The sequence below is a fragment of the Paracoccus sanguinis genome (assembly GCF_012689545.1).
GTDB classification, from domain to species: domain Bacteria; phylum Pseudomonadota; class Alphaproteobacteria; order Rhodobacterales; family Rhodobacteraceae; genus Paracoccus; species Paracoccus panacisoli.
In genome coordinates, this window is record NZ_CP051542.1 from 2,127,099 (window position 1) to 2,152,529 (window position 25,431).

The 25,431-nt window shown below is 69.9% G+C and carries 25 protein-coding genes and 1 pseudogene; 14 read left to right on the forward strand and 12 right to left on the reverse strand.

What is annotated here, in order from left to right:
• Positions 1–24: 24 nt before the first annotated feature.
• The gene (locus HGN31_RS10135) at positions 25–600 is read right to left on the reverse strand and encodes an acyl-CoA thioesterase (protein ID WP_036712721.1); all 576 of its coding nucleotides are present in this window, start codon (positions 598–600) and stop codon (positions 25–27) included.
• A 276-nt stretch (positions 601–876) separates the two neighbouring features.
• Here HGN31_RS10135 and HGN31_RS10140 point away from each other — a divergent pair, with 276 nt between their 5' ends.
• Positions 877–1,170, forward strand: coding sequence for a YggT family protein (locus tag HGN31_RS10140; RefSeq protein WP_036704211.1), 294 nt, complete (start codon positions 877–879; stop codon positions 1,168–1,170).
• On the forward strand, positions 1,170–3,209 hold the full coding sequence (gene recQ / locus HGN31_RS10145) for a DNA helicase RecQ (RefSeq protein ID WP_168783100.1): 2,040 nt from the start codon (positions 1,170–1,172) through the stop codon (positions 3,207–3,209). Before HGN31_RS10140 ends, recQ begins: the two co-directional genes overlap by 1 nt.
• Here the strand turns inward: recQ and HGN31_RS10150 are convergent.
• Positions 3,206–3,982: an IclR family transcriptional regulator gene (locus tag HGN31_RS10150; RefSeq protein ID WP_036711761.1), complete on the reverse strand. Its 777-nt coding sequence runs from the start codon at positions 3,980–3,982 to the stop codon at positions 3,206–3,208. The genes recQ and HGN31_RS10150 overlap by 4 nt on opposite strands.
• 102 nt (positions 3,983–4,084) lie before the next feature.
• Between HGN31_RS10150 and HGN31_RS10155 the strand changes: the two genes are divergently transcribed.
• The gene (locus tag HGN31_RS10155; protein ID WP_168783101.1) at positions 4,085–6,214 is read left to right on the forward strand and encodes a malate synthase G; all 2,130 of its coding nucleotides are present in this window, start codon (positions 4,085–4,087) and stop codon (positions 6,212–6,214) included.
• A gap of 128 nt (positions 6,215–6,342) precedes the next feature.
• Here HGN31_RS10155 and HGN31_RS10160 read toward each other — a convergent pair whose 3' ends face one another.
• From HGN31_RS10160 to HGN31_RS10170, 3 genes are all read right to left on the reverse strand, one after another.
• Complete coding sequence (locus HGN31_RS10160; protein ID WP_168783102.1) at positions 6,343–7,878, reverse strand: phospholipase D-like domain-containing protein; 1,536 nt, start codon at positions 7,876–7,878, stop codon at positions 6,343–6,345.
• 54 nt (positions 7,879–7,932) lie between these two features.
• The gene (locus HGN31_RS10165) at positions 7,933–8,316 is read right to left on the reverse strand and encodes a host attachment family protein (RefSeq protein WP_168783103.1); all 384 of its coding nucleotides are present in this window, start codon (positions 8,314–8,316) and stop codon (positions 7,933–7,935) included.
• Positions 8,317–8,427: 111 nt separating this feature from the next.
• Positions 8,428–9,630 carry a pyridoxal phosphate-dependent aminotransferase gene (locus HGN31_RS10170; protein ID WP_168783104.1) on the reverse strand — a complete coding sequence of 401 codons (1,203 nt, stop codon included), beginning with the start codon at positions 9,628–9,630 and terminating at the stop codon, positions 8,428–8,430.
• Between the two features lie 94 nt (positions 9,631–9,724).
• Between HGN31_RS10170 and HGN31_RS10175 the strand changes: the two genes are divergently transcribed.
• Entirely contained in the window at positions 9,725–10,015 is a 291-nt protein-coding gene (locus HGN31_RS10175; protein ID WP_036704209.1) for an FAD assembly factor SdhE, read from the forward strand.
• Between the two features lie 59 nt (positions 10,016–10,074).
• Complete coding sequence (locus HGN31_RS10180) at positions 10,075–10,626, forward strand: MarR family winged helix-turn-helix transcriptional regulator (protein ID WP_052171982.1); 552 nt, start codon at positions 10,075–10,077, stop codon at positions 10,624–10,626.
• Between the two features lie 7 nt (positions 10,627–10,633).
• On the opposite strand, the gene HGN31_RS10185 is transcribed toward HGN31_RS10180, so the two are convergent.
• Together HGN31_RS10185 and HGN31_RS10190 are read right to left on the reverse strand one after the other, a co-directional pair.
• Positions 10,634–11,266, reverse strand: a complete 633-nt coding sequence (locus HGN31_RS10185; RefSeq protein WP_211096284.1) for a DUF1287 domain-containing protein — start codon at positions 11,264–11,266, stop codon at positions 10,634–10,636.
• The gene (locus HGN31_RS10190; RefSeq protein ID WP_036704210.1) at positions 11,263–11,691 is read right to left on the reverse strand and encodes a VOC family protein; all 429 of its coding nucleotides are present in this window, start codon (positions 11,689–11,691) and stop codon (positions 11,263–11,265) included. The genes HGN31_RS10185 and HGN31_RS10190 overlap by 4 nt, the downstream gene beginning before the upstream one ends.
• Positions 11,692–11,865: 174 nt before the next feature.
• Here HGN31_RS10190 and thyX point away from each other — a divergent pair, with 174 nt between their 5' ends.
• The 4 genes and pseudogenes from thyX (at position 11,866) to HGN31_RS10210 (ending at position 14,937) form a co-directional block, all read left to right on the forward strand.
• Positions 11,866–12,792, forward strand: a complete 927-nt coding sequence (thyX, locus tag HGN31_RS10195) for an FAD-dependent thymidylate synthase (RefSeq protein WP_168783106.1) — start codon at positions 11,866–11,868, stop codon at positions 12,790–12,792.
• Positions 12,793–12,879: 87 nt separating this feature from the next.
• Positions 12,880–13,640: pseudogene (locus HGN31_RS10200) on the forward strand (IS5 family transposase).
• A gap of 54 nt (positions 13,641–13,694) precedes the next feature.
• A complete protein-coding gene (locus tag HGN31_RS16785; RefSeq protein WP_425325317.1) occupies positions 13,695–14,036 on the forward strand; it encodes a TIR domain-containing protein in 342 nt (113 codons plus the stop codon).
• A 31-nt stretch (positions 14,037–14,067) separates the two neighbouring features.
• Positions 14,068–14,937 (forward strand): DUF4231 domain-containing protein, encoded by an 870-nt coding sequence (locus HGN31_RS10210; protein WP_168783107.1) that lies wholly within the window; start codon positions 14,068–14,070, stop codon positions 14,935–14,937.
• Between the two features lie 89 nt (positions 14,938–15,026).
• On the opposite strand, the gene HGN31_RS10215 is transcribed toward HGN31_RS10210, so the two are convergent.
• Positions 15,027–15,863, reverse strand: coding sequence for an alpha/beta fold hydrolase (locus HGN31_RS10215; RefSeq protein ID WP_168783108.1), 837 nt, complete (start codon positions 15,861–15,863; stop codon positions 15,027–15,029).
• Positions 15,864–16,073: 210 nt separating this feature from the next.
• Between HGN31_RS10215 and HGN31_RS10220 the strand changes: the two genes are divergently transcribed.
• The 3 genes from HGN31_RS10220 (at position 16,074) to HGN31_RS10230 (ending at position 19,124) form a co-directional block, all read left to right on the forward strand.
• Positions 16,074–17,048 (forward strand): Bug family tripartite tricarboxylate transporter substrate binding protein, encoded by a 975-nt coding sequence (locus HGN31_RS10220; protein WP_168783109.1) that lies wholly within the window; start codon positions 16,074–16,076, stop codon positions 17,046–17,048.
• Between the two features lie 93 nt (positions 17,049–17,141).
• On the forward strand, positions 17,142–17,612 hold the full coding sequence (locus tag HGN31_RS10225) for a tripartite tricarboxylate transporter TctB family protein (protein WP_168783110.1): 471 nt from the start codon (positions 17,142–17,144) through the stop codon (positions 17,610–17,612).
• A gap of 12 nt (positions 17,613–17,624) precedes the next feature.
• Complete coding sequence (locus HGN31_RS10230; RefSeq protein WP_168783111.1) at positions 17,625–19,124, forward strand: tripartite tricarboxylate transporter permease; 1,500 nt, start codon at positions 17,625–17,627, stop codon at positions 19,122–19,124.
• Positions 19,125–19,142: 18 nt separating this feature from the next.
• On the opposite strand, the gene HGN31_RS10235 is transcribed toward HGN31_RS10230, so the two are convergent.
• The 4 genes from HGN31_RS10235 to fabA all read right to left on the reverse strand — a co-directional run bounded on the left by HGN31_RS10235 (position 19,143) and on the right by fabA (position 22,598).
• Positions 19,143–19,964, reverse strand: a complete 822-nt coding sequence (locus HGN31_RS10235; RefSeq protein ID WP_168783112.1) for a universal stress protein — start codon at positions 19,962–19,964, stop codon at positions 19,143–19,145.
• 77 nt (positions 19,965–20,041) lie between these two features.
• The gene (locus HGN31_RS10240) at positions 20,042–20,830 is read right to left on the reverse strand and encodes an enoyl-ACP reductase FabI (protein WP_168783113.1); all 789 of its coding nucleotides are present in this window, start codon (positions 20,828–20,830) and stop codon (positions 20,042–20,044) included.
• A gap of 5 nt (positions 20,831–20,835) precedes the next feature.
• On the reverse strand, positions 20,836–22,065 hold the full coding sequence (fabB, locus tag HGN31_RS10245) for a beta-ketoacyl-ACP synthase I (RefSeq protein WP_036704579.1): 1,230 nt from the start codon (positions 22,063–22,065) through the stop codon (positions 20,836–20,838).
• Positions 22,066–22,088: 23 nt separating this feature from the next.
• Entirely contained in the window at positions 22,089–22,598 is a 510-nt protein-coding gene (gene fabA / locus HGN31_RS10250; protein WP_168783114.1) for a bifunctional 3-hydroxydecanoyl-ACP dehydratase/trans-2-decenoyl-ACP isomerase, read from the reverse strand.
• 238 nt (positions 22,599–22,836) lie between these two features.
• Here fabA and gdhA point away from each other — a divergent pair, with 238 nt between their 5' ends.
• The gene (gene gdhA, locus HGN31_RS10255) at positions 22,837–24,192 is read left to right on the forward strand and encodes an NADP-specific glutamate dehydrogenase (protein ID WP_036711305.1); all 1,356 of its coding nucleotides are present in this window, start codon (positions 22,837–22,839) and stop codon (positions 24,190–24,192) included.
• Positions 24,193–24,368: 176 nt separating this feature from the next.
• Positions 24,369–25,412 carry a c-type cytochrome gene (locus HGN31_RS10260; protein WP_168783115.1) on the forward strand — a complete coding sequence of 348 codons (1,044 nt, stop codon included), beginning with the start codon at positions 24,369–24,371 and terminating at the stop codon, positions 25,410–25,412.
• The last annotated feature ends 19 nt before the right edge of the window (positions 25,413–25,431 follow it).

Below are 25,431 nucleotides of genomic sequence, written 5' to 3' on the forward strand. Positions count from 1 at the left end.
CGGCAGGGTCAGGCGCGGCGCGGCTCAGGCGGGCAGGTCGTCGGTGCGGCGCTCGAGTGTCTCGGGCAGGACCGGGGGCCAGGGGCGCTGGGCGTCGGCGGCGATCCAGGCGTGGACCCAGTCGGGCAGGGCCGGGCTTTCGCCATGATAGCCGAGCGCGGCCATGAACTCGGCGGGCGTCACGATGCCCTTGCGGCCGCTGCCGACGATGGCCACGCGCAACAGCATGTGGTTGGCGCACTCGCCCTCGATCCACATCGACTGGTCCATGTAGAGGAACCGCCCGTCCCAGCCCAGCGTGCGGCTGACCTGGGTGAAGCGGTGGAACAGCTTGATCCGCTTGCGATAGCGGACGCTGTTGCCGGCGACGGTGAAGCCCCAGCCGTTCTCGCGCATCGCCTGGACGATCCCCAGCCGGATCGCCATCGGGATGCGCCCGAGGTCATAGAGCGTCAGCGTGCGGCCGTTGTTCAGCTCCCACCACGGGTCGAGGTCCCAGGGCCAGACCCGGTGGGTCGAGACATGGGCGCCCATCGGCGGCAGGCGGGGGGCACGGCGGGCGGCCATGACTTCGCGGGCGAAACGGATCAGCGGATACATGGCGGCTCCCTGGGCGGCACCCCTCGGTTGACCCTGCGGCTAGCGGCGGGGGCAGGGGGCGTCAACCCGGACGCCGCGGCAGGGCGCGGGCGGGGTTGTCGCAGGTGGGGGTGCTGGCACGGGCACGGGCGCGGTGGACGCGGACGCGGCACGGGCGCGGGCGCGGTCACGGGCGCGGGCACAGGCGCCGCGCGGGTTGCGTGCGGGGGCGGCATGGCCTAGCTGATGGGCCACGCCCGCCCCAAGCTGACCCGCCCCACCGATGAGGCCCCCGCGATGACCACGCTGTTCCAGGCGCTGATGCTGATCCTCGACGTGATGTGGTTCATCATGATCGCCCACATCATCATGTCGTGGCTGATCAACTTCCAGGTTCTGAACCTGCGCCAGCCGCTCGTCGCGCAGGTCTGGGACGGGCTGAACCGGCTGCTCGAGCCGATCTACCGCCCGATCCGCAGCGTCATCCCCGACCTCGGCGGGCTCGACCTCGCGCCACTGGTGGTGTTCATCGGCATCATCATCCTGCAACGGGCGCTGGTGAACAACGCCGGGTTCTTCCTCGGCTACTGATGCCCGCCGACCTGCTGCGCGAGGTCTGGGGCTTCGACGGATTCCGCCCCGGCCAGCAGGAGATCGTCGAGGCGGTGGCCGCGGGCCGCGACGTCTTGGCGATCATGCCGACGGGCGGCGGCAAGTCGCTCTGCTACCAACTCCCGGCGCTGATGCGCGAGGGGGTGACCGTGGTCATCTCGCCCCTCATCGCGCTGATGCGCGACCAGGTGCGCAGCCTGCGCGAGGCGGGGGTGGCGGCCGGCGCGCTGACCTCGGGCAACACCGAGGCCGAGACGGACGCCGTCTTCGCCGGGTTGCGTGAGGGGGCGCTGAAGATCCTCTACATGGCGCCCGAGCGGCTCGCCTCGGGGGCGACGGTGCCGATGCTGCGCCGCGCAGGTGTCACCGCCATCGCCGTGGACGAGGCGCATTGCGTCAGCCAGTGGGGGCATGACTTCCGCCCCGACTACCTGCGCGTGGGCGAGCTGCGGCAGGCGCTGGGCGTGCCGCTGGCGGCGTTCACCGCCACCGCCGACGCCGAGACCCGGGACGAGATCGTCGCCCGCCTGTTCGGGGGCGCCGCGCCGCAGGTGTTCCTGCGCGGCTTCGACCGGCCGAACATCCACCTCGCCTTCCAGCCCAAGGACGGGCCGCGCCGGCAGATCATGGACTTCGCCGCCGCCCGCCGCGGGCAGTCGGGCATCGTCTACTGTGCCACCCGCGCCAAGACCGAGACGCTCGAGGCGGCGCTGAACGCCGCCGGCATCCCCGCGCTCGCCTATCACGGCGGGATGGAGGCCGAGGCCCGCCGCGCCGCCGAGACGCGGTTCCAGCGCGAGGACGGGCTGGTCGTCGCGGCCACGGTCGCCTTTGGCATGGGGATCGACAAGCCCGACATCCGCTGGGTCGCCCACGCCGACCTGCCCAAGTCGATCGAGGCCTATTACCAGGAGATCGGCCGCGCCGGCCGCGACGGCGCCCCGGCCGAGACGCTGACGCTCTACGGCCCCGAGGACATCCGCCTGCGCCGCAGCCAGATCGACGAGGGGCTGGCCCCCGCCGACCGGAAAGAGGCCGACCACGCGCGGCTGAACGCACTGCTCGGGCTGGCCGAGGCGAGCCGCTGCCGGCGGCAGGTTCTGCTGGGATATTTCGGCGAGGACGCGGCGCCGTGCGGCAACTGCGACATCTGCGACAGCCCGCCCGAGGTCTGGGACGCCACCCAGCCGGTGCGGATGGCCCTTTCGGCGGTGCTGCGCACGGGTGAGAGCTTCGGCCAGGGCCACATCATCGACGTGCTGACCGGGACCGCCACCGACAAGGTCACGGCGCGCGGCCACGACCATCTGCCGACCTTCGGCGTCGGGCGCGAGATCGCCAAGCCCCAGTGGCAGGCGATCCTGCGCCAGATGCTCGGCCGCGACCTGATCCGCCCCGACCCCGAGCGGCACGGCGGATTGCGGATCACCGCCGCCGCCCACCCGGTCCTGCGCGGCGAGGAAACCGTGACCCTGCGCCGCGACCTCGTGACCCGCGCCCGGCAGAACCCCGAGGTGCGCGCCCAGGTCAGCGAAGAGGACGCGCCGCTGCTCTCGGCGCTCAAGGCCAAGCGGCGGGCGCTGGCCGAGGCGCAGCGGGTGCCGGCCTATGTGATCTTCCCCGACCGCACGCTGATCGAGATGGCCGAGCGGCGCCCCGCGACGCTGGACGAGATGGCGCGCGTCGGCGGGGTCGGGGCGAAGAAGCTGGAAAGCTACGGCGCGGCCTTCCTCGAGGTCATCGCGGGCGAGGCGCCCGAGCCGATGCACCCGGCGCGCCGGGCGCTGGCCGGGCGCGGGGCGGGGGCGCTCTACGACCGGCTCGAGGCGGCGGCGCGGGATCTTTCGCGGGGCGTGGACGGGACGGAAAAGCCCCTCTCGCTCAGCGCGGGCGTGCTGCGGCGGATTGCGCTCGACCGGCCCGCGGACCTCGGACGCTATCTCGACGCGGCGCGGATGGACCGCTTCGGCGCGGCCTTCGCGGCCGAGATCGCGGCCGAGAACGGGACGGGCGACTAGCCCTCGGGCGCGGTCCCGCCCAGCATCGCGGTCAGCTCGCCCGCCGCCTGCGCCACCCGTGCCCCCAGCGCCTCGAGCCGGTCGGGCGTCAGCCGTCCGGCCGCGCCCGAGATCGAGATCGCGCAGGCGGCCTCGCCCTGCGGGGACCAGACCACGGCGGCAAGGCAGCGCATCCCCATGTTGAACTCTTCATCGTCCAGCGCCCAGCCGCGGGCGCGGGTGCGGGCGATGTCCTCCATCGCCGCCTCGGGCGAGCGCAGGCTTTTCGAGGTGAGGGGCGGCAGCCCGGCGCGCGAGGCGAGCGCCAGCACGTCCTCATCCCGCCAGGTGGCGAGGATCGCCTTGCCCATCGCCGAGGAAAACACCGGCACCCGGCGGCCGGGGGGCGAGAGGGCGCGGCGGATCTCTCGGCTCTCCACCTGGCTCACGGTGACGAGCTGGTCGTCGTCGAGGATGCCGAGGTTCGCCGTCTCGCGCGTGGCGTCGCGCAGGCGGCGCAAGAGCGGCAGGGCCGGGGCGACGAAGCTGAGGCGGCGGCCATAGGCCATGCCGGTGGAAAAGGCGTCGCGGCCGACGTGCCAGGCCGAGCCCGTCGGCTCGAACTGCGCGAAGCCCTGCTGTTCCAGCGTGGTCAGCAGCCGGTGCGCGGTCGAGACGGGCAGCCCCGCCGCCCGCGCGAGGTCCGAGAGCCGGGCGCCCCCCTCGCCCTGCGCCATCAGCCGCATCAGCGACAGCGCCCGCACCACCGACTGCACCCCGTCCTTCTCGGCCATGATCCCCCTCGCTCGCTTTGCCGGATCATGGAAAAAAATCCGCGCCCTGTCACGATGCCGCGTGGCCCGGATTATGACGGCGCGAACCGATCGGAGGACCAGATGACCGAGTATGTCGCACGCGCCGGATTGCAGGTGGCCGCCCCGCTGGCCGCGCTGGTCGAGGATGAGGTCCTGACCGGCGGCGTCACGCCCGCGGCGTTCTGGGACGGCTATGCCGCGATCCTGCGCGACCTCGGGCCCGAGAACCGGGCGCTGCTGGCCCGGCGCGAGGCGTTGCAGGGCCAGATCGACGACTGGCACCGCACCCGGCGCGGCCAGCCGCACGACGCGGCCGCCTATGAGGCGTTCCTGCGCGAGATCGGCTATCTGGTCCCGCCGCCCGCGCCCTTCACCGTGGGCACCGCGAACGTCGACCCGGAACTGGCGCAGGTCGCCGGGCCGCAGCTCGTGGTGCCGGTGTCGAACGCGCGCTTTGCGCTGAATGCGGCCAACGCGCGCTGGGGGTCGCTCTATGATGCGCTCTACGGCACCGACGCGATTCCGGGGCAGGCGGCGCCGGGCGGCTATGACGCCGCGCGCGGGGCGCAGGTGATCGCCTGGGCACGCGGCCATCTCGACGCGGTGGCGCCGCTTGACGGGGCGTCCTGGGCGGACGTGACCGCGCTGGCGCCCGCGGATGGCGTGCTGCGCGTTACCGCTGGCGGGCGCGAGACGGGGCTGGCCGATCCCGCGCAATTCGCCGGCACCGCGGGCGAGGATGTGCTGCTGCGGGTGAACGGCCTGCTGCTGCGGATCAGGGTGGACCGCGCATCGCCCATCGGCCGGGACGACCCGGCGGGGATCGCCGACGTGGTGCTGGAAAGCGCGCTGACCGCCATCCAGGATTGCGAGGACAGCGTCGCCGCCGTCGATCCCGAGGACAAGGTGGCCGTCTATCGCAACTGGCTGGGGCTGATGACGGGGACGCTCGAGGAGAGCTTCACCAAGAACGGCCGCGAGATGACCCGGCGGCTGAACCCCGACGTGACCTACACCGACCCCGCCGGGCGCGAGGTCACCCACCCCGGCCGCGCCGTCCTGCTGGTGCGCAACGTGGGCCACCTGATGACCACCGACGCGGTGCTCCTCGACGGGCAGGAAACGCCCGAGGGGATCATGGACGCGATGGTGACGGTCGCCGCCGCGATGCACGACCTGGGCGAGGGCGGCGGGCGCAATTCGCGCACCGGATCGGTCTATGTGGTCAAGCCAAAGATGCACGGGCCGGACGAGGTGGGCTTCGCCGACCGCCTCTATGCCCGGGTCGAGGATGTGCTGGGCCTGCCCCGCAACACCGTCAAGCTGGGGGTGATGGACGAGGAACGCCGGACCTCGGCCAATCTCGCGGCCTGTATGGCGGCGGTGAAGGACCGGGTGGTGTTCATCAACACCGGCTTCCTCGACCGTACCGGCGACGAGATCCACACCAGCATGGAGGCCGGGCCGGTCGTCCCGAAGGAGCAGATGAAGGACGCCGCGTGGCTTTCGGCCTATGAGGCGGGGAACGTCGACACCGGGCTTGCGGTCGGGCTGGCGGGCACGGGCCAGATCGGCAAGGGGATGTGGGCGCGGCCCGACGACATGGCGGCGATGCTCGAGGCCAAGGGCGCCCATCCCAAGGCGGGCGCGAACACGGCCTGGGTGCCCTCGCCCACCGCGGCGACGCTGCACGCGACGCATTATCACCGGACCTCGGTGCCGGCGGTGCAGGCGCAACTGCGGGACCGCGAACCGGCGAGCCTCTCGGCGCTGCTGACCCCGCCGCTGCTGGCCGGGCGCAACCTCTCCGAGGCCGAGATCGCGCATGAGATCGACAACTCGTGCCAGTCGATCCTTGGGTATGTGGTGCGCTGGGTCGATCAGGGCGTCGGCTGTTCCAAGGTGCCCGACATCAACGACGTGGCGCTGATGGAGGATCGGGCGACGCTGCGGATCTCGTCGCAGCATCTGGCGAACTGGCTGAAGCACGGGATCATCACCGAGGCGCAGGTCGAGGACGCGATGGCCCGGATGGCGGTCAAGGTGGACGCCCAGAACGCGGGCGATCCGGCCTATCGGCCGATGGCGCCGGCGCTGGACGGCCCGGCCTTCAACGCCGCGCGCGATCTGGTGCTGCAAGGGGCCGCGCAGCCCTCGGGCTACACCGAGCCGCTGCTGCACGCCGCCCGCCGCGCCGCGAAGGCGGGGTAACGGCCCCCCCCGCGCTACTCGCGCGTGGCGCGGGTGGCCGGCGGGGTTTTGAGCCAGAAAGACAACCGAGGGTGGGCTTCTTTCTGGCCCAAATACCCCCTTTTAACCGCCGCGCCGCCGCGCCGGCCTCAGAGCAGCCACTCAATCGGCAGCCTCCCCAACAGCCACAGCGTCCCGCGCTGGATCGCGTTGGTGCCGGGCTCGGTCCGGTGGATCGTCTCGGCATCCTCCACCGCCGGCTCGTGCCACACGATCCGCCCGTTCGCGTCGCGGCGGGGGCCGTAGGAGAGCCACGGCAGCACCTCGTCCATTCCGCGGCTCACCTCGGCCGCCAGCCGCGGGCTTTCGATCAGCACCCCCATCTCGGTGTTGAGCATGACCGAGCGCGGGTCGAAGTTGAACGAGCCGATGAACACCCGCTCGTCGTCGATGGATACGGTCTTGGAATGCAGGCTGGCGCGGGTCGAGATGCCGCGGACCCGCGGCTCGCGCGGGGCGGCGGGGGTGGCGCGCAGCTCGTAGAGCTCGATCCCCCCGTCGAGCAGCGCGGGGCGGTATTTGACATAGGCCGAGTGGACCACGATCACGTCCGTCGCCTCTTGCGAGTTGGTCAGGATGCGGACCCGCCGCCCCTCTCCCGCCAGCCGGATCAGCCGCTCGGTGAACCAGCGGCCGGGGACGAAATAGGCCGAGACGATGTCCACGGTGCGGTCCGGCTCGGCGATCAGCCGCATGAGGCGCGCGAACATCAGGTCGCGGTTGCGCACCCGCCCCAGCCCCTTGGCCGGGTCGTCGCCGATGAGCTGCACCGGCACCCATTCGAGCGGCAGCGACCCGTCGATCATCTGCGTGACCAGCGACCGCGTGACCACCGCCTGCCGATAGGCGGCGGCCGATTCGTCGGCGAGCGCCGCGTCGAGGGCTGCGGCGGTGGGCGCCTCGGGGGGCGGGGCGGGCAGGATCATCTCGGCCGGATAGGAGGAGTGGCTCGCCCAGTAGCGGTCGAACTCTTCGCCCGCGTCGGCGGCCACCCGGCCGACCGCGATCACGTCGGTGTCGAGATAATGCGGCCCGGCGCCATAGGCGAAGTAGATGTCGCCGATGTTGCGGCCGCCGAGGATGGTCACCGCCCCGTCCGCAATCAGCGCCTTGTTGTGCATCCGGCGGTTAAGCCGCACGAAGTCGAAGGCGTAGCCGAGCGCCTTGGGCCGCCGCAGGATGAACGGGTTGAAGAGCCGCACCTCGACCGTCGGCAGCGCGTTCAGCGCCGCGAGGTCGGGGTCAAGGCCGCTGATGCCGTTGTCGTCAAGCAGCAGCCGCACCCGCACGCCGCGCGCCGCGGCCTTCCAGATCTCCTCCAGCAGGATCAGCCCGGTCAGGTCACGCTGCCAGATGTAGTATTGCAGGTCGAGCGTCTCTTCCGCACCCCGGATCAGCGCGATCCGGGCGCCGAAGGCATCCACGCCATCGTTCAGCGCCACGACGCCGCTCGCGTGGTCACGCCCCTCCGCTTGGGCCAGCGTGGCGCGCCCCATCGTGGTGCGGTCCGACACCGGGATCGCCGCCGAGGTGCTGCGCCCGGCCAGCGACGGCGGCCGATAGATCAGGCGCAGCAGCAGAAGCGCGGCCGGGATCAGCAGCAGGACGGCCAGCAGCAGCGTCATCGCGGTCCCCGGTCAGCGGCGCCACGCCCGTCGGGCGGCGGCCTCCGCGTGCGCTCAGCCAAGCGCCTTGGCGATCTCGGCGCCCGAGGCGCTGGTCAGGGTCTTCGCGACCTCGCGCACCAGCTTCTGCTCGAGCGTCTTGTGGTAGTGGCGGCGCATCTGGCCCAGCGTCGAGGGGTCCGCGACGACGGCCAGCGCCTCGACCTTGTTCTGCAGCACCATGGCGTTCAGCCGCTCGGTGAGCTGCTTGGCGAAGGTCGCCTCGTCCTCTTCGCGCGGGGTGGTCTCGGGGGGGCGGTTCCCCTGGCTCTCGTCCTGCAGGTGCTTGGGGGTGATGCGGTCCTGCTCGGTCAGCTCGACGCCCTGCTTGGCGGTGTTGCGGAACAGCACGGCCTGATGGCCATCGGCGACAACGACGAGGGTGTTGTGGGGAAGCATGGGCGTGGCCTTTCAGACGGATGACGTCACCGCAACGCCGGCTCTGCCCACGGGTTCCTGTCCGCTGGGGCGGAGGCCGCGGCACCCCGGGGGGGCCGCGGCGCGCCCGCCTTAGGTCAGGCTGCCGCAGAAGCCACGGATGCGGGCGATCGCCTCGGTCAGCTGCGCATCGGCGGCGGCGTAGCTGATGCGGAAATGCGGGCTGAGCCCGAAGGCCGCGCCGAACACCACGGCGACGCCGGTGGCGTGCAGCAGTTCCATCGCGAAGCGTTCGTCGTCGGTGATCTCGGCGCCCGTCGGGGTGCGCCGGCCGATCAGCCCGGCGATCGAGGGATAGACGTAGAACGCCCCCTCGGGCGTCGGGCAGTCGATCCCGGCGCACTGGTTCAGCCCCGACACCACGAGGTCGCGGCGGCGCTGGAACACCGCCCGGCTTTCGGCGATGTAGTCCTGCGGCCCGGTCAGCGCGGCCAGCGCCGCATACTGGCTGACCGAGCAGGGGTTCGAGGTCGACTGCGACTGGATCGTGCCCATCGCCCGGATCAGCTCGGCCGGGCCGCCGGCATAGCCGATCCGCCAGCCGGTCATCGCATAGGCCTTGCTGACCCCGTTCACCGTCAGCGTCCGCGCCTTGAGCCGCGGCTCGACCTGAGCCGGGGTGACGAAGCGGAAGTCGTCGAAGACGAGGTGTTCGTAGATGTCGTCGACCAGCACCCAGACATGGGGGTGGCGCATCAGCACGTCGGTCAGCGCGCGCAGATGCGCCTCGGCATAGCCCGCCCCGGTCGGGTTCGAGGGCGAGTTGAGGATCACCCACTTGGTCCGCGGCGTGATCGCCGCCTCAAGTTGGGCGGCGGTGATGCGGTAGCCCGCATCGAGCCCTGCGGTGATGATGACCGGCGTGCCGCCGGCGAGTTCCACCATGTCGGGGTAGCTGACCCAGTAGGGCGCCGGGACGATCACCTCGTCGCCCGGGTTCAGCGTCGCCATCAGCGCGTTGTACAGCACCTGCTTGCCGCCGGTGCCGACGGTGATTTCGGCCGGCGCATAGTCCAGCCCGTTGTCGCGGGCGAACTTGTCGGCGATGGCGCGCTTGAGCTCGGGGATGCCGTCCACGGCGGTATAGCGGGTGCGGCCGGCGTCGATGGCGGCCTTGGTGGCCTCGCGGATATGGGCGGGGGTGTCGAAGTCCGGCTCTCCGGCGGACAGGCTGATGATGTCGCGCCCTTCGGCCGCCAGCTCGCGGGCGAGGTTGGTCATGGCGATGGTGGGCGACGGTTTGACGCGGGCCAGCGTCCGGGACAGAAAGCTCATCTTCACGCCTTTCGGGAGGGGACGGCCCCGTGATAGGCGCGCCCCCGGGGCGCCGCAAGGACGCGGCCGCCCCGGCAAGCCAGGGGGACCGGCGATGGACGATCACGAGGCGCGGCTGCGGCGGCTCAGGATGCGCAGCTGGCGGCGCGGCACACGCGAGATGGACCTGATCCTCGGGCCCTTCGCGGATGCGCGGCTTCAGGGGATGGACGCGGCGACGCTCGACCGGCTCGAGGCGCTGCTCGAGGAAAACGACCAGGACCTCTACCCCTGGGTCACGGCGCGGATGCGGGGCGAGGCGGCGGGGCCGGCGGCGCTCGGCCCGCTGCTGGACGAGATCGCGGCCCACGCGGCGGGGCGGCTGCGGGAAATTCGCGGCGCTTAACCGAATCTTGGAAGTTTTGGTCCAGCTTCGGCCCAGAGGACGCTGGAGCGGATGCCAAGATGACCCGATTTGCCACGCTGCGACAGACCGACACCGCCGCGCCGTTCGCCGCGCTCGGCCCCCGCCTTGCCGCGCCCGAGGCGGCGGCCCCCGACCGGCTCGGCGTCTATCTCGAGACGCTGCAGATCCTCGACCGGCTGCATCGGCTGATGCTCGACCTGGTCAAGGACGAGTTCGAGCGGCTGGGCCAGACCGACCTGACCCCGGTGCAGGCGCTGCTCATCTATAACCTGGGCGATGCCGAGGTCTCGGCGGGCGAGCTGCGCTCGCGCGGGATGTATCAGGGGTCGAACGTCAGCTATAACCTCAAGAAGCTTGTGCAGATGGGCTATGTCCACCACCAGCGCAGCGACATGGACCGCCGCTCGGTCCGGGTGCGGCTGACCCCGCAGGGCGAGGCGGTGCGGGGCATGATCTACCGGATGTTCGCCCGCCACGCGGCGGGGCTGGCCGCCTCGGGGGTGCTGGACGACCCGCCGCTCGAGCAGGTGAACCCGCAGTTGCGCCGGGTTGAGCGGTTCTGGTCCGAGCAGATCCGGTACATCTACTGAGCGGGGTTTACCCGTCCAGCGCGCGGAGCCGGTCGAGCACCGGCCCGGTCAGGCGGAAATGCCCGGTCCGGGGGTAGCGGTCGAGCGCATCCTCCTCGCGCGTGCCGCGACCGATGTTGTGGATCACCAGCGGATGCCCGTCGGGGCCGGTGCGGTCGCTGACGATCATCACGTGCGGCAGGTTGCCGGGCAGCAGGACGGTCACGATGTCGCCGGGCTGTGGCGCGTCCGCGACGCGGGCGCCGAGGTGATCGAAGAGGGCGATCAGGTTCGGCACCCGGCGGTGGTCGATGTTGCGGTCGGGGCGGCGCAGACCCCAGTTCTGCGGGTAGTCGGCGAAGCGCGCCGTCATGTCCCGGTGCACGGCCCGTTGCAGGTCCAGCGCCGCGGCGTCCCGCAGGGCGCGGATCAGCACGTCGGTGCAGACCCCCCGGTCGCGCGCCACGTCGCCGCCCGGAAACGCCAGCGCAACGTAGGCGGGATCGTAGCGGGTGGTCACGCCGATCTGGCTGCGCGCGGCGCCGATCAGGGCGGCGGCGCGGGTTTCGGCCGCCGGCGCGAGACCCGGGCGGGGCAGGGGGTCGGCCAGCGCCACCGCGGCACCCAGCGCCGCGGCGGCCAGGATCAGGCGCGCGATCACCAGTGGCCGGTGTTGCCCATGCTCGCCCACGGCTCTTGCGGGGGCAGGCGCTCGCCGGCCTGCAGCAGCTCGACCGAGATGTTGTCGGGGCTGCGCACGAACGCCATGTGCCCGTCGCGCGGCGGCCGGTTGATGGTCACGCCGTTGTCCATCAGGTGCTGGCACATCGCGTAGATGTCCTCGACCTCATAGGCGAGGTGCCCGAAGTGGCGGCTGTCCGAGGGCAGCCCCTCGTCGCCGTCCCAGTTGTAGGTCAGCTCGACGGGGGCCGCCTCGTCGCCCTCGGCGGCCATGAACACCAGCGAGAACCGCCCCTGCTCGTTGTCGATCCGCCGGATCTCGCGCAGGCCCAGCAGCGCGAAGAACCGCCGCGTGGCATCCAGGTCGCGGACCCGGACCATGGTGTGCAGATACTTGACCTTCATGCCCGTCCTCTCGGCTGACGCCCCGCGGGGCCCTCGCCCCATGCTGCCACGCCCGCCGCCCGCAGGCCAGACCACCGCGCGCCCCTCGGCCCGCGCCGGCACCCGACGCAATCGCTTGTGGCACCCCGCCCGTTGCCCCACAATGTGTGGGAGTTTTCCAGCCCGAGTCGTCCGATGCCCCTGACCCCCGAACAGCAAGCCGAGATCGACGAGGCCCGCGCCACCCCGCGCCCCACCCTGCGCGCCGTGAGCGAGGGGATGGAGGCGCGGCTGCACCACGCCATCCCGGTGCTCGACCACGGGCTGATCCGGGTCATCGACTACATGGGCGACGACGCGGCCATCGTGCAGGCGGCCCGCGTCAGCTATGGCCGCGGCACCAAGGCGGTCTCGAACGACGAGGGGCTGATCCGCTACCTGATGCGGCACTGGCACTCGACCCCGTTCGAGATGTGCGAGGTCAAGCTGCACGTCAAACTGCCGGTCTTCGTCGCCCGCCAGTGGATCCGCCACCGCACCGCCAACGTGAACGAATACTCGGCCCGCTACTCGATCCTCGACCGCGAGTTCTACATCCCCGCCCCCGAACAGCTCGCCGCGCAGTCCACGGTGAACAACCAGGGCCGCGGCGCCGCACTTGAAGGTGAGGAGGCGCAGCGCGTGCTCGACATCCTGCGCGCCGATTCGACCCGCGCCTATGACCATTACGAGGCGATGATGGCCCCCACGCAGGCCGACGGCACCCCGCAGCAGGGGCTGGCGCGGGAACTCGCGCGGATGAACCTGCCGGCCAACGTCTACACCCAGTGGTACTGGAAGACCGACCTGCACAACCTGTTCCACTTCCTGCGCCTGCGCGCCGACCCGCACGCGCAATACGAGATCCGCGTCTACGCCGAGGCCATGTGCCAGATCGTCCGCGACTGGGTCCCGCTCGCCTACGCGGCGTTCGAGGACTACCGCCTGGGCGGCGCGGTGCTCTCGGCGAAGGGGGTGGAGGTGTTGAAGCGGCGCCTGGCGGGGGAGGCGGTGACGCAGGAGAGCTCTGGTATGAGCAAGGGCGAGTGGCGGGAGTTTGAGGGGGTGTGGGGTGTATACTAGGGCGTGTTGACAAAAGGGATTCACCGGGCGCGGTGATCGTGATTCAAGCTGGTATCTGCAATGGAGACCAGCGTGGCACGAAACCTGATGTCGAACGACGAGTGGGCGTTCTTTGAACGCTTCATCCTGGCTGTCCGTTCTCCGAACGGCCGCAAGCCCACGAACCATCGGCTTGTTCTGGATGGGATTTTCTGGATCGCCCGAACGGGGTCGCCCTGGCGCGACCTGCCGGAAGAGTTCGGCAAATGGTCGTCTGTCTATCGGCAGTTCCGGCGCTGGACGTTGGCGGGGCTGTGGGAACAGATCCTGGAGGCGCTGAACGAGAGCCGGATCGTGCCGGATGCGCTGCAGATGATCGACAGCACCGTGGTTCGCGCTCATCATCAGGCAGCGGGCGCAAAAGGGGGACTCCGCGCCAAGGTTTCGGCCGCTCGCGAGGTGGCTTCACGACCAAGATCCATCTGCGGGTCAATGCGGCAGGCCTGCCCATGAGAACCGAGATCACGGCCGGGCAGACATCGGACTACCTCGGCTTCGATCTGGTCATGGCTGACAACCTGCCCGAGCCAAGCGTTCTGCTCGCAGACCGCGGCTACGACTCCGACAACATCCGCAAGACCATGGAGGTGCGCGACGTGGTGCCGGTCATCCCCATGCGCAAAACCCGGAAGCTACGGGTCGCCGTTGACCGCAGGCTCTACCGCCTGCGCAATCTCGTTGAGCGGTGCTTCAACAAGCTCAAGAATGCCCGTCGCGTCGCCACCCGCTACGACAAGACCGCCGAAAGCTTCCTGGGCTTCATCGACATCACGTCGATCCGCCTCTGGCTCCGCCATTTGTCAACATGACCTAAGTCTCTATTTATAAGCCACTCCTGGCGGTACTCTGAGCGTTACTGCGCCATGGTGAATTTGCTCAATAATCGTGGGTACTTCTCTTGGAAGAATTGCTCTGTGCCGGAAACAAAGGCGTTCGCTTTCCCTACTGACGCGCAGTTAGCCGAGCAGTTGCGGAGACAAATACGACCCGCTCAGTGCGTCATCATTATAGGCGGGATGTGGACCGCCTATAGTGACTGGATTCAGTTCGAATTGGACTTCGCGTATGAGATCGGCAAGCCGATTTTGGGTGTTCGTCCGAGGTCAGCGCGGGTGATGCCGCGCGCTGTCTCTGAAAAATCGGACCTTGTAGTTAACTGGAATTCCGACAGCATAGTTGCCGGCATTCGGCAGATTAGTGGCTAGAGCTTATTGTGATCGCATGAAGTACCCAGCGTTGTACTATTCGGCAAGCGATGGATCTGCAAAATCGCAAGGAAGATTTTTTGCAGCGCTTCGATCGGAGTATATTCTTCTGGTGATAGTGGCCGCACTCAGCGCGGGGTGGCGGCACCTATTGTTGGGGAAAGTTTTTATTTTGCTTATTTTAATGGTGCTGGCAGGAATCTTAGTTCTTAAGATGATCGGAAAGGCTGAACAGGACTGGTATCGATATCGGGCGCTGGCAGAATCAATAAAGACGTCGGCATGGAGGTTCTCGATGGCCGCGGAGCCGTTTGATGACCGAGCCGAGATGGACGCGGTTCGGGACTTACAAGCTTACCTCGGGAGAATACTAGAAATAAATCGCGCATCGTCCTCCATGCTCTCCGCTAATGTGGATGAGGAGCAGGTTACAAATGAGATGATGAAGCTGCGACGTTCAGATTGCGCTACGCGTCTTAGTCACTATCGGAGTAATCGAATTTCGGAACAGCGCGCTTGGTACCGGAGAAAAGCCAAATATAATAAGCGCGCATATTTCTTCTACGTCTCCGCCACGGTGATCGTGTACATTGCCGCATCCATCAGTCTTTTCTCAAATGAGCTGGGAATTTCGCCGATCGCCGCGCTTTCATTCGATCCCGGGCTGGTTGCGGCGACCTCATTGATTGGCTGGATGCAAATCAGGCGGCACGCCGAATTAGCAGTTTCCTATGGGTTGACGGCCCATGAAATCGGTATAATCGACAGTGCTGCAGAATTTATCACCTGCGATAGCGAGCTGAGTAAGTTCGTCAATGAGGCGGAGCTGGCGTTTTCGCGGGAGCATACGCAATGGGTAGCCCGGCGAGAATTGATTGGAATAGATCCAAAATTGAGTTAGTGGCGGAGGCAAATCTTGGCTTTCGGAGCACGTAAGTGAGGTTTTAATTCGCCTTTGCAGCACAGCCTCGCTTGCTTCGCAGACCGGCCTCATGTGCGAGCCTCCACCCCCTCCACCCACGCCCTGACCACCGCCACCGCCTCCGGCTCGTCCAGCCACGGGATATGCCCCCGCCCCGGCACCTTCCCGTAGATCATGTCCGGCCGGCGGCGGCGCATCTCGGCCACCGCATCCTCGCCCAGAAGGTCCGACCCCGCGCCGTGGATCAGCGCCAGCGGCAGCCCCTCCATCGCGTCGAAGAGGGGCCAGGCGGTCGCCGTGGGGTCCTTCATCGCCGCAAGGAAGCTTTCGCGCAGGGCCGGGTCATAGGTCAGCGCCACCCCGTCGTCGGTCTGGCGATAGAGCCGCGCGGCCTCCTCGGCCCAGCGGCCCTTGGGCACCGGGCCAAAGCCCTTCAGCGTCTCCGGCAGCCGTGCGACCACATCGGCCAGCGTGCGGGCGTTGGGGCGGCGGCCGACATAAGCCGTGATCGCCTCGAGCCCCTCGACCCTGAGCTGCGGGCCGACGTCGTTCAGGCACACGCCGAGCAGCCGGTCCTTCGCCACCGCCGCGAGATACATCGCGATCAGCCCGCCGCGCGAGGTGCCGAACACCGCCGCCTGCGCGATCCCGAGGTGGTCGAGCAGCGCGAGCGCGTCCGCGCCCTCCTGCGGGACGGTGTAGGTCGCGGCGCCGGTCCAGTCGGACTGGCCGCGGCCGCGGTAGTCCATGCGGATCATCCGGCAATCGGCGAGCGCCGGCGCCAGATAGTCGAAATCGTCCATGCTGCGGGTCAGCCCGGCGAGGCACAGGACCGGCAGCCCCTCGCCCTCGTCCCGATAGGCGAGCCGCGCCCCGTCCTTCGCCGTCATGAACTCGACACCCATCGCCCCGCCCCTCTGTCTGGTCCCGATACCCCGCGGGGGTCCGGGGGCGCGAAGCCCCCCGGTCGCGGCCCGCGGCCCGCGCGGCAACTCTCGGCAATCCGCGCCGCGGCCGCAAGCGCCGCCCGAAGGGGCCGGCAAAGCATTTGTTGCAGTTCCGCCGCGCGTCCAACGAGCTGACCCGAACCGCAGACTCAGGGGAGGGAGGAACCCATGTCGTTCATCAACCGCAGGCTCATCGCCGCCTGCGTGGTCGCCGCCGCCGTGCTGGGCGCGTCGCTGCCGGCGACCGCGCAAGAGCTGGGCGACCTGACCATCACCGCGCCGGCGGGCGCGGGCGGCGGCTGGGATTCGCTGGCCCGCAACCTGCAAGAGACGATGATGAAGACCGGCACCGCGAAGAACGTGCAGGTCGTGAACGTCCCCGGCGCCGGCGGCACGGTCGGGCTGGCGCAGTTCAGCCAGTCCGCCAAGGGCGCGGCCGACCAGCTGCTCGTCGGCGGGCTGGTGATGGTGGGGGCCATCATCACCAACAAGTCGCCGGTGAACCTGACCAACGTGACGCCGATCGCGCGGCTGACCTCGGACCCCATGGTGGTCGTGGTGCCGAAGGACAGCCCGATCCAGTCGCTCGCCGACCTGACCGCCAAGATCAAGTCGGACGTCGGCGGCACCGTCTGGGCCGGTGGCTCGGCGGGCGGGGCGGACCACATCCTCGCCGGGCTGATCACCCAGGCGGCGGGCGGCGACCCGGCCAAGGTCAACTACGTCGCCTATTCGGGCGGCGGCGAGGCGCTGGCCGCGCTGCTCGGCGGGCAGGTCACGGCGGGGATCTCGGGCTACGGCGAGTTCCAGGGCCAGATCGAGTCGGGCGACCTCAGGGCGCTCGCCATCTCGTACCCCGAACCGGTCGAGGGGATCGCGGCCCAGCCGCTCAAGGCGCAGGGCGTCGATGTCGAGATGGAGAACTGGCGCGGCGTCTTCGCCGGCCCCGACCTCGCCGATGCCGACCGGCAGGCGCTCTCGGCGGCGGTGGAAAAGACCGTCAAGTCGCCCGAGTGGGCCGAGGTGCTCAAGGCTCGCGGATGGACCGACGCCTATCAGGGGCCGGACGAGTTCAAGGCCTTCGTCGAGGCCGAGAACACCCGCATCACCGAGGTGCTCAAGGCCATCGGCCTCGCCCAATAGGGCGGCGCGAGAGCACGGCGCGGGCGGGGCTGACCCGCCTGCCGCCACGGCAGGTCGCGTAGGGTCGACGCGCGGCGGGGAAAGGATCGCGGAATGGGACTTCGCCAGCAGACCGGGCTGCACCGTCCGACGGCGCTGATCGGGGTCGGGCTGATCGCGCTGGCCACGCTGACGTGGTTCGACGCGCGCGGGATGACGATGGCGGCGAACTACGGGGTCGGCGCCGATGCGGCGTCCTATTTCGTCGCGCTGGTGCTGCTCGTCCTCGGCGCCGGGCACCTGCTCGCGGCGATGCGTCCGGGGATCGAGGCGGAGGAGGCCGACTGGGGCGCCGTCGCCTGGATCCTGCTCGCGCTCACCGGGCTGATCGGCTCGATCTGGGCCGGGCTCGGCTTCATCCTCGGCTCGACGCTGCTCTTTGCGCTGACCGCGCGGGCCTTTGGCCGGCGGGCGCTGATCGCCGACCTGCTGATCGGCGCGGTGCTCGCCACGCTGATCTTCCTGCTCTTCAACAAGCTACTGCGGCTGGCGCTGCCGGCCGGGCCGCTCGAACGGCTGTTCTGAGAAAGGGACGCCATGGACGCGCTGATCCAGCTGATGAACGGGTTCGCATCGGCCATCGCGCCGATGAACCTCGCCTTTGCGGCCATCGGCGTGCTGCTGGGAACCGCGGTCGGCGTCCTGCCCGGGATCGGGCCGGCGCTGACGGTCGCGCTCTTGTTGCCGGTGACGTTCAAGCTCGACCCCGGCGGTTCGCTGATCATGTTCGCGGGGATCTATTACGGCGGGATGTACGGCGGCTCGACCACCGCCATCCTGCTTAACACCCCGGGCGAGGCTGCCTCGGTCGTCACCGCGCTCGAGGGGAACCAGATGGCCCGGCGGGGGCGGGGCGGGCCGGCGCTGGCGACCGCGGCCATCGGGTCGTTCGTGGCGGCGCTGATCGCCACGCTGGGGCTGGCGTTCCTCGCCCCGATCCTCGTCAAGGTCGCGGTCAAGTTCGGGCCGTGGGACTATTTCGGGCTGATGCTGATCGCCTTCGTCACCGTCTCGGCGACCTTCGGCAACTCGCCGCTGCGGGGGCTGACGAGCCTCGCCATCGGGCTGTGGCTGGGGCTGATCGGGATCGACCAGCTGACCGGGCAGACCCGGCTCGCCTTCGGGGTGCCGAACCTCTTCGACGGGATCGAGGTCACCACCCTGGCGGTCGGCCTGTTCGCCATCGGCGAGGCGCTGTTCGTCGCCTCGCGCCACGCCCGCGCGCCCGAGCGCCCGATCCCGATCAAGGGGTCGATCTGGATGACGCGGGCCGACTGGGCGCGTTCGTGGCGGCCGTGGCTGCGCGGCGCGGCCTTCGGCTTCCCCATCGGGGCGCTGCCGGCGGGGGGGGCCGAGATCCCGACATTCCTCAGCTACACCACCGAGCGCAAGCTCTCGAAGCACCCCGAAGAGTTCGGCCACGGCGCGATCGAGGGCGTCGCCGGGCCCGAGGCCGCCAACAACGCCAGCGCCGCCGGCTCGCTCGTGCCGCTGCTGACGCTGGGGCTGCCGACCTCGGCCACGGCGGCGGTGATGCTGGCGGGGTTCCAGCAGTACAACATCCAGCCCGGGCCGCTGCTCTTTGCCACCCACGCGCAACTGGTCTGGACGCTGATCGCCTCGCTCTTCATCGCCAACGTGATGCTGCTGGTCCTGAACTTGCCGCTGGTCGGGCTGTGGGTGCAGCTGCTCAAGATCCCGATGCCGTGGCTCTATGCCGGGATCGCGGTGTTCGCCACGATGGGGACGATCGCCGCGAACCCGTCGGTGGTCGAGCTGCTGCTGCTCGGCGCGTTCGGGGTGCTGGGGTTCCTGATGCGGCGCTACGACTATCCGGTGGCGCCGGTGATCGTCGGCCTGATCCTCGGGCCGATGGCCGACAGCCAGTTCCGCCGCGCGCTGCAGATGAGCCAGGGCGACCCGATGGTGTTCTTCCAGCACCCCGGTTCGGTGGTGATGATCGCGCTGGCGACGATCGCGCTGGTCGCGCCGTTCCTGTTCCGGGGGCTGGCGCTGTTCCGGGCCGACGAGGACTGAGCCCCGGTCCGGCGCCTCTCAGTGTGCCATCAGCACCGGCAGCGGCGCGCGGGCGAGGATGTCCTTCGTCGTCCCGCCCAGCAGGTCCTCGCTGAACTTGCTGTGCTCATAGGCGCCCATGATCAGCAGCCCGGCCCCGAGGTCGTCGCAGGCCTGCAGGATCGTCGCGCCGATCCCGCCCGCACCGGCGGGGCGCAGGGCAAGCTCCGCCTCGATCCCGTGCAGCGACAGCAGCCGCAGCGCGTCCTGCCCGAACTCGGGCGGCAGGTCGGGGCCGATGCCGAGGATGGTCACCCGCTCCTTGGTGCCGAGGATGTGCATGGCGTCGCCCATGGCGCGGGCCGAGGCGCGCTTGCCGTCCCAGGCGACGACGGCGGTTTCGCGGATGGCGGGCTCGGCGTAGCCCGGCGGGACGATCAGCACCGGCCGCCCCGAGCGCAGCGCGACCACGTCGGGGCGCACGGCGAAGTCGGCGGCGGGCTCGCCCTCGATCGGGGCGCCCATCACCACGATGTCATGCCCGCGGGCGGCCTGCGCCAGCCCGCCGCCGCGGGCGTCGAGGACGGCGAACTCGGCCCGCTCCGCCACCCCGGCCGCCGCCACGGCGGCGTCGAAGCCGGCGCGCCGTTCGGCGACATAGGCGGCCTCGGCCTCGTCGAGCACCCGGTCGATCTCGCGCGTCATGAAGGCGCCGGCGCGCCGGCGCAGCGGGTTCGGCGCCTGCCAGACGGCTGCGGTCAGCCGGGCGTCGTACTTGGCCACCATCAGCAGCGCCATGTGCAGCGCCGCCGCGCCCCCGCCGTTGCCGGTGTAGCTGGTCAGGATGCTTCGGATCGCCATGATGTGCCCCCCCGTCCGGCGCGCCGGTTCACCCGACTATCGGGCGGTTCCGGCTGCCGCGCAATCGGCAGGGCGGGTCAGATGTTCTCGGGCTGCGGCATCCCGAGGACGTGGTAGCCGCCGTCCACCGTCACCACCTCGCCCGTCGTGCAGGCGCCCCAGTCCGAGGCGAGCCACACCGCCGTCCCGCCGATCGCCTCGAGCGTGGCGTTGGCGCGCAAGGGCGCGTTCGCCTCGGTATGGCGATAGGTCTTGCGGGCCCCGCCGATGGCCGCCCCGGCGAGCGTCTTCATCGGCCCGGGCGAGATTGCGTTGACGCGGATGCCGTCGGGGCCGAGGTCGTTGGCGAGGTAGCGCACGGTCGATTCCAGCGCCGCCTTGGCCACACCCATCACGTTGTAGAACGGCGTCACCCGGTTCGACCCGCCATAGGTCAGGGTCAGGATGGTGCTGCCCGGCCCCATCAGCGGCAGCGCCCGGCGTGCGACCTCGATCAGCGAATAGCACGAGATGTCGAGCGACTGCTTGAAGTTGGCGCGGCTGGTGTTGACGAAGCGCCCGGTCAGCTCGTCCTTGTTCGAGAACGCGATGGCGTGGACGAGGATGTCGATCCGCCCCCAGCGCTCGGCCAGCGTGGCAAAGGCCGCGTCAAGCGAGGCGTCGTCGGTCACGTCCACGTCGACCAGCAGCTCCGACCCGACGCTGGCCGCGAGCGGCTCGACCCGCTTGCCGAACGCCTCGCCCTGATAGGTGAAGGCGAGCTCTGCCCCTTCGGCGGCCAGCGCCCGCGCGATCCCCCAGGCGATCGAGCGGTCGTTGGCGACCCCCATCACCAGCGCCCGCTTGCCGCTCAGCAAATCCGTCATGCCTGTCAGTCCTGCAGTTTCGAAAGGACCAGCGTGGCGTTGGTGCCGCCAAAGCCGAAGCTGTTCGAGAGGACCGAGTCGAAGGCGACCCCGTCGATGCGCTCGAGCGCGATCTCGTCCGCGTGGATCTCGGGGTCGAGCTGGGTGATGTTGGCGCTGGCGGCGATGAAGCCGCCCTCCATCATCAGCAGCGAATAGATCGCCTCGTGCACCCCGGTGGCGCCGAGGCTGTGGCCGGTCAGCGACTTGGTGGACGAGGTCTTGGGCACGTTCCCCTCACCGAACACCCGGCGCAGGGCCTTGATCTCGGTGACGTCGCCGGCGGGGGTCGAGGTGCCGTGGGCGTTCACATAGGTGATCCGCCGCCCCTCGGGCAGGGTGGCCAGCGCCGTGCGCATCGACCGCTCGCCGCCCTCGCCCGAGGGCGCGACCATGTCGTAGCCGTCCGAGGTCGCGCCGTAGCCGGTGACCTCGGCATAGATCTTGGCGCCGCGGGCGCGGGCGTGCTCGAGTTCCTCGAGCACCACGACGCCGCCGCCCCCGGCGATCACGAACCCGTCGCGGGTCGCGTCGAAGGGGCGCGAGGCGGTCGCGGGCGTGTCGTTGTACTTCGACGACATCGCCCCCATCGCGTCGAAGAGGCACGAGAGCGTCCAGTCCAGTTCCTCGCCGCCACCGGCGAAGACGATGTCCTGCTTGCCCATCTGGATCTGCTCGACGCCGTTGCCGATGCAATGCGCGCTGGTCGAGCAGGCCGAGGTGATCGAGTAGTTCACGCCCTTGATGGCGAACGGCGTGGCAAGGCAGGCCGAGTTCGTGCTGCTCATGCAGCGGGTGACCATGAACGGCCCCATGCGCTTCGGCGCGCCCTTCTCGATGACGATCTGGTGGGCCTGGAAGAAGTTCGAGGTGGACGGCCCGCCCGAGCCCATGATCAGCCCGGTGCGCGGGTTCGAGACGTCGCCCGGCTCGAGCCCGCTGTCCTTGATCGCCTGTTCCATGGCGATGAAGTTATAGGCCGCGCCCGGCCCCATGAAGCGCAGGTCGCGCTTGTCGATGTGATCCTCGAGCACGATCTGCGGCTTGCCGTGGATCTGGCTGCGGAACCCGTGCTCGGTGTATTCGGGGGCCGCCACGATGCCCGAGCGGCCGTCCTTCAGCGACTGCGCGACCTCGGCGGCCGAGTTCCCGATGGGCGAGACGATCCCCAGCCCGGTGATGACGACGCGGCGCATGGGCACCCCTTCCTTGTGCGGGGTCAGCTCTCGGAGAGAGCGACCTTCATGTCCTTGACCTGATAGATGACCTCGCCATCGGCCTCGACGATGCCGTCGGCGACGCCCATCGTGAGCCGGCGGGTCTGCACGGCCTTGGTGAAATCGACCTTGTAGGTCAGCATCTTGCGGTCCGGGCGGACCATCCCGGTCAGCTTGACCTCGCCCACCCCCAGCGCATAGCCGCGCCCCGGCCAGCCGCGCCAGCCGAGGTTGAAGCCGGTCAGCTGCCACAGGCCGTCGAGCCCGAGGCACCCCGGCATGATCGGGTTGCCGGGGAAGTGGCATTCGAAGAACCACAGGTCGGGGGTGATGTCGAACTCGGCCACGACATGACCCTTGCCGTGCAGCCCGCCGTCCTCGGAAATGTCGGTGATGCGGTCCATCATCAGCATCGGCGGTTCGGGCAGCTGCGCGTTGCCCGGCCCGAACAGTTCGCCCCGGGCGCAGGCCAGGAGGGCGTCCTTGTCGAAGCTGGTCCGTTCCATCGCCATCTTGGTCCCCCACCGCGTCCGTTGGCCTCGCCAAGCCCGGCCAGGGCGGGAAAGGCTGGCTCTCGCTCTAGCATCCCGGTGCCAAATGCCGCAAGGGCACGAGGTCCGGCCCACCCCGCGCGGCCGGGACGCGGGCGGGCGCGCCGGGCCCGCCGACCCGCGCCAAGGCATCGCATTGCCACGGCCGGCAGTTTCCGAAATGAACCGGACAACGGCACGGTGATGAGGAATCAGGCAGATGGCACGGATCGACGAGAAACTCGAAACCATCCTCGAGACGGTGAAGCAGCGCAACGCGGGCGAGCCCGAGTTCCACCAGGCGGTCATCGAGGTGATGGAGAGCCTGGGCCGCGTCGTCGCCAAGCACCCGCAGTTCCTCGAGGAAGGGCTGATCGAGCGCATCTGCGAGCCCGAGCGGCAGATCATCTTCCGGGTGCCGTGGGTGGACGACCAGAACCGGGTGCGGATCAACCGCGGCTTCCGGGTCCAGTTCAACTCGGCGCTCGGCCCCTACAAGGGCGGTATCCGCTTCCACCCCTCGGTCAACGTGGGGATCATCAAGTTCCTGGGCTTCGAGCAGACCTTCAAGAACGCGCTGACCACGATGCCGATCGGCGGCGGCAAGGGCGGGTCGGACTTCGACCCCAAGGGCCGCTCGGACGGCGAGGTGATGCGCTTCTGCCAGTCGTTCATGACCGAGCTCTACCGCCACTTGGGCGAATACACCGACGTGCCGGCGGGCGACATCGGCGTGGGCGGGCGCGAGATCGGCTATATGTTCGGCCAGTACAAGCGCCTGACCAACCGCTATGAGGCCGGCGTGCTGACCGGCAAGGGCCTGAGCTACGGCGGCAGCCGCGCCCGGCCCGAGGCCACGGGCTACGGCACGGTGTTCTTCGTCCGCTCGATGCTCGAGGCGCAGGGCGAGGGGCTCGAGGGGCGCACCGCGGTCGTTTCGGGCTCGGGCAATGTCGCCACCTTCGCCATCGAGAAGCTGCAGGAGTTCGGCGCCAAGGTCGTCGCCTGTTCGGATTCGGGCGGCTACGTGGTGGACGAGGGCGGGCTCGACCTCGATCTGGTGCGCGAGATCAAGGAAAAGCGCCGCGGCCGGATCTCCGAGTATCACCGCATCAAGGGCACCGGGACGTATTTCGTCGAGGCCGGCAAGGGCGCCATCTGGGACGTGCCGTGCCAGATCGCGCTGCCCTGCGCGACGCAGAACGAGCTGAACGGCAAGCAGGCCGCCACGCTGATCAAGAACGGCGTCAAGGTCGTGGCCGAGGGCGCCAACATGCCCTGCACGCCCGAGGCGATCTCGGCGCTGCAGCGGGCGGGCATCCTCTATGCCCCCGGCAAGGCCGCGAACGCAGGCGGCGTCGCCACCTCGGCGCTCGAGATGCAGCAGAACGCCTCGCGCGACAGCTGGACGTTCGAGCAGACGGTGGACCGGCTCGAGGACATCATGACCAACATCCACGATGTCTGCGCCGAGACTGCCGAGGAATACGGCGCGCCGGGCGACTATGTGCTGGGCGCCAACATCGCGGGCTTCGTCAAGGTGGCCGAGGCGATGCGGGCGCTGGGCGTCATCTGAGCATCAGCCGGGTCGGTCTCTCCCACCGGCCCGGCAGCACCCCGACGGGGGCGTGGCCCGCAGGCCACCCGCCGCGCCTTTCCGCCGCAGTCGCCCGGAACCCGGGCCCCGGGCCGGGCGTAGCTGTTGGGCCAGCCCTCGCGGCCGGCGAACAGCAACGGAAAGGACCCCGGACCATGCGCCTCGATCGGCTTGGCCTGCTCTCCGCCCCCGCCATCCTGCTGATGACGACGATGCTCGCCTCGGCGCAGGTCGCGCCGGCGCCTGCCGCTACCCCCGCGGCCGCCCCCGCTGAGATCGACCTGACCTCGTGGGCGGTGGGCGACATCGACGCGCTGCCCGACGACGACTACGGGCAGATGGTCCGCTACGGCTTCAAGCTGGCGACCGAGACCCCGGCCGTGATCGGCCCCGAGGTCGCCGACCCCGCCATGCGCTACTCGGGCAACAACCTCGCCTGCACGAGCTGCCACCAGGAGAACGCGACCAAGCCCTATGCCATGCCGTGGACCGGCGTGACGGCGGTGTTCCCGCAGTACCGCGCCCGCGAGAACGCGCTGCAGACGGTCGAGGACCGCGTGAACGGCTGCATGGAGCGGTCGATGGCCGGCAAGGCGCTGCCGCTCGACAGCGCCGAGATGCGGGGCTTCGCGGCCTACATCCACTTCCTGTCCCGCGGCATCCCGGTCGGCGCCACGCTGAAGGGCGCCGGGGTCGAGCGGGTGGCCGCGCCGAACCGCGCCGCCGACCCGGCCGCGGGCAAGACCGTCTTTGCCGAGCATTGCGTCGTCTGCCACGCCGAGGACGGCACCGGCCAGCGGATGGGCGAGGCAGGGGATGCCCAGGGCTATGTCTTCCCGCCGGTCGCAGGCACGGACAGCTACAACGACGGGGCCGGGATGTACCGGGTGCTGACGGCGTATCGCTTCATCCTGAACAACATGCCGCAGGGCGCCGACCACACCGCGCGGCAGCTGACCGAAGATCAGGCCTACGACGTCGCGGCCTATCTCTCGTCGATGGACCGCGGCCACAAGGAGGGGATGGACAAGGACTTCCCCGACCTGCTGCGCAAGTCGCCCGATATGCCGTTCCCGCCCTTCGCGGGCGATTTCCCGGCCGAACAACACAAGTTCGGCCCGTTCAAGCCCATCGCCGACTATCTCGCCGCCGAGATCAAGGCGCGCGATGCCAAGGGTGGCGGCGCGGCGACCGAGTAAGGGGCTGACGCCGGGCCGG

Bases quoted from the DNA above. Each gene is read 5' to 3' on its own strand.
- HGN31_RS10235 (WP_168783112.1), bottom strand. From the start codon at position 19,964: ATGGCGATCCGAAGCATCCTGACCAGCTACACCGGCAACGGCGGGGGC.
- HGN31_RS10240 (WP_168783113.1), bottom strand. From the start codon at position 20,830: ATGACGGATTTGCTGAGCGGCAAGCGGGCGCTGGTGATGGGGGTCGCC.
- HGN31_RS10155 (WP_168783101.1), top strand. From the start codon at position 4,085: ATGACCGAGTATGTCGCACGCGCCGGATTGCAGGTGGCCGCCCCGCTG.
- HGN31_RS10215 (WP_168783108.1), bottom strand. From the start codon at position 15,863: ATGGGTGTCGAGTTCATGACGGCGAAGGACGGGGCGCGGCTCGCCTAT.
- HGN31_RS10165 (WP_168783103.1), bottom strand. From the start codon at position 8,316: ATGCTTCCCCACAACACCCTCGTCGTTGTCGCCGATGGCCATCAGGCC.
- fabB (WP_036704579.1), bottom strand. From the start codon at position 22,065: ATGCGCCGCGTCGTCATCACCGGGCTGGGGATCGTCTCGCCCATCGGG.
- HGN31_RS10160 (WP_168783102.1), bottom strand. From the start codon at position 7,878: ATGACGCTGCTGCTGGCCGTCCTGCTGCTGATCCCGGCCGCGCTTCTG.
- HGN31_RS10135 (WP_036712721.1), bottom strand. From the start codon at position 600: ATGTATCCGCTGATCCGTTTCGCCCGCGAAGTCATGGCCGCCCGCCGT.
- gdhA (WP_036711305.1), top strand. From the start codon at position 22,837: ATGGCACGGATCGACGAGAAACTCGAAACCATCCTCGAGACGGTGAAG.
- HGN31_RS10175 (WP_036704209.1), top strand. From the start codon at position 9,725: ATGGACGATCACGAGGCGCGGCTGCGGCGGCTCAGGATGCGCAGCTGG.
- HGN31_RS10220 (WP_168783109.1), top strand. From the start codon at position 16,074: ATGTCGTTCATCAACCGCAGGCTCATCGCCGCCTGCGTGGTCGCCGCC.
- HGN31_RS10180 (WP_052171982.1), top strand. From the start codon at position 10,075: ATGACCCGATTTGCCACGCTGCGACAGACCGACACCGCCGCGCCGTTC.
- HGN31_RS10150 (WP_036711761.1), bottom strand. From the start codon at position 3,982: ATGGCCGAGAAGGACGGGGTGCAGTCGGTGGTGCGGGCGCTGTCGCTG.
- HGN31_RS10225 (WP_168783110.1), top strand. From the start codon at position 17,142: ATGGGACTTCGCCAGCAGACCGGGCTGCACCGTCCGACGGCGCTGATC.
- HGN31_RS16785 (WP_425325317.1), top strand. From the start codon at position 13,695: ATGGTGAATTTGCTCAATAATCGTGGGTACTTCTCTTGGAAGAATTGC.
- HGN31_RS10230 (WP_168783111.1), top strand. From the start codon at position 17,625: ATGGACGCGCTGATCCAGCTGATGAACGGGTTCGCATCGGCCATCGCG.
- HGN31_RS10170 (WP_168783104.1), bottom strand. From the start codon at position 9,630: ATGAGCTTTCTGTCCCGGACGCTGGCCCGCGTCAAACCGTCGCCCACC.
- HGN31_RS10140 (WP_036704211.1), top strand. From the start codon at position 877: ATGACCACGCTGTTCCAGGCGCTGATGCTGATCCTCGACGTGATGTGG.
- thyX (WP_168783106.1), top strand. From the start codon at position 11,866: ATGCCCCTGACCCCCGAACAGCAAGCCGAGATCGACGAGGCCCGCGCC.
- recQ (WP_168783100.1), top strand. From the start codon at position 1,170: ATGCCCGCCGACCTGCTGCGCGAGGTCTGGGGCTTCGACGGATTCCGC.
- HGN31_RS10190 (WP_036704210.1), bottom strand. From the start codon at position 11,691: ATGAAGGTCAAGTATCTGCACACCATGGTCCGGGTCCGCGACCTGGAT.
- fabA (WP_168783114.1), bottom strand. From the start codon at position 22,598: ATGGCGATGGAACGGACCAGCTTCGACAAGGACGCCCTCCTGGCCTGC.
- HGN31_RS10260 (WP_168783115.1), top strand. From the start codon at position 24,369: ATGCGCCTCGATCGGCTTGGCCTGCTCTCCGCCCCCGCCATCCTGCTG.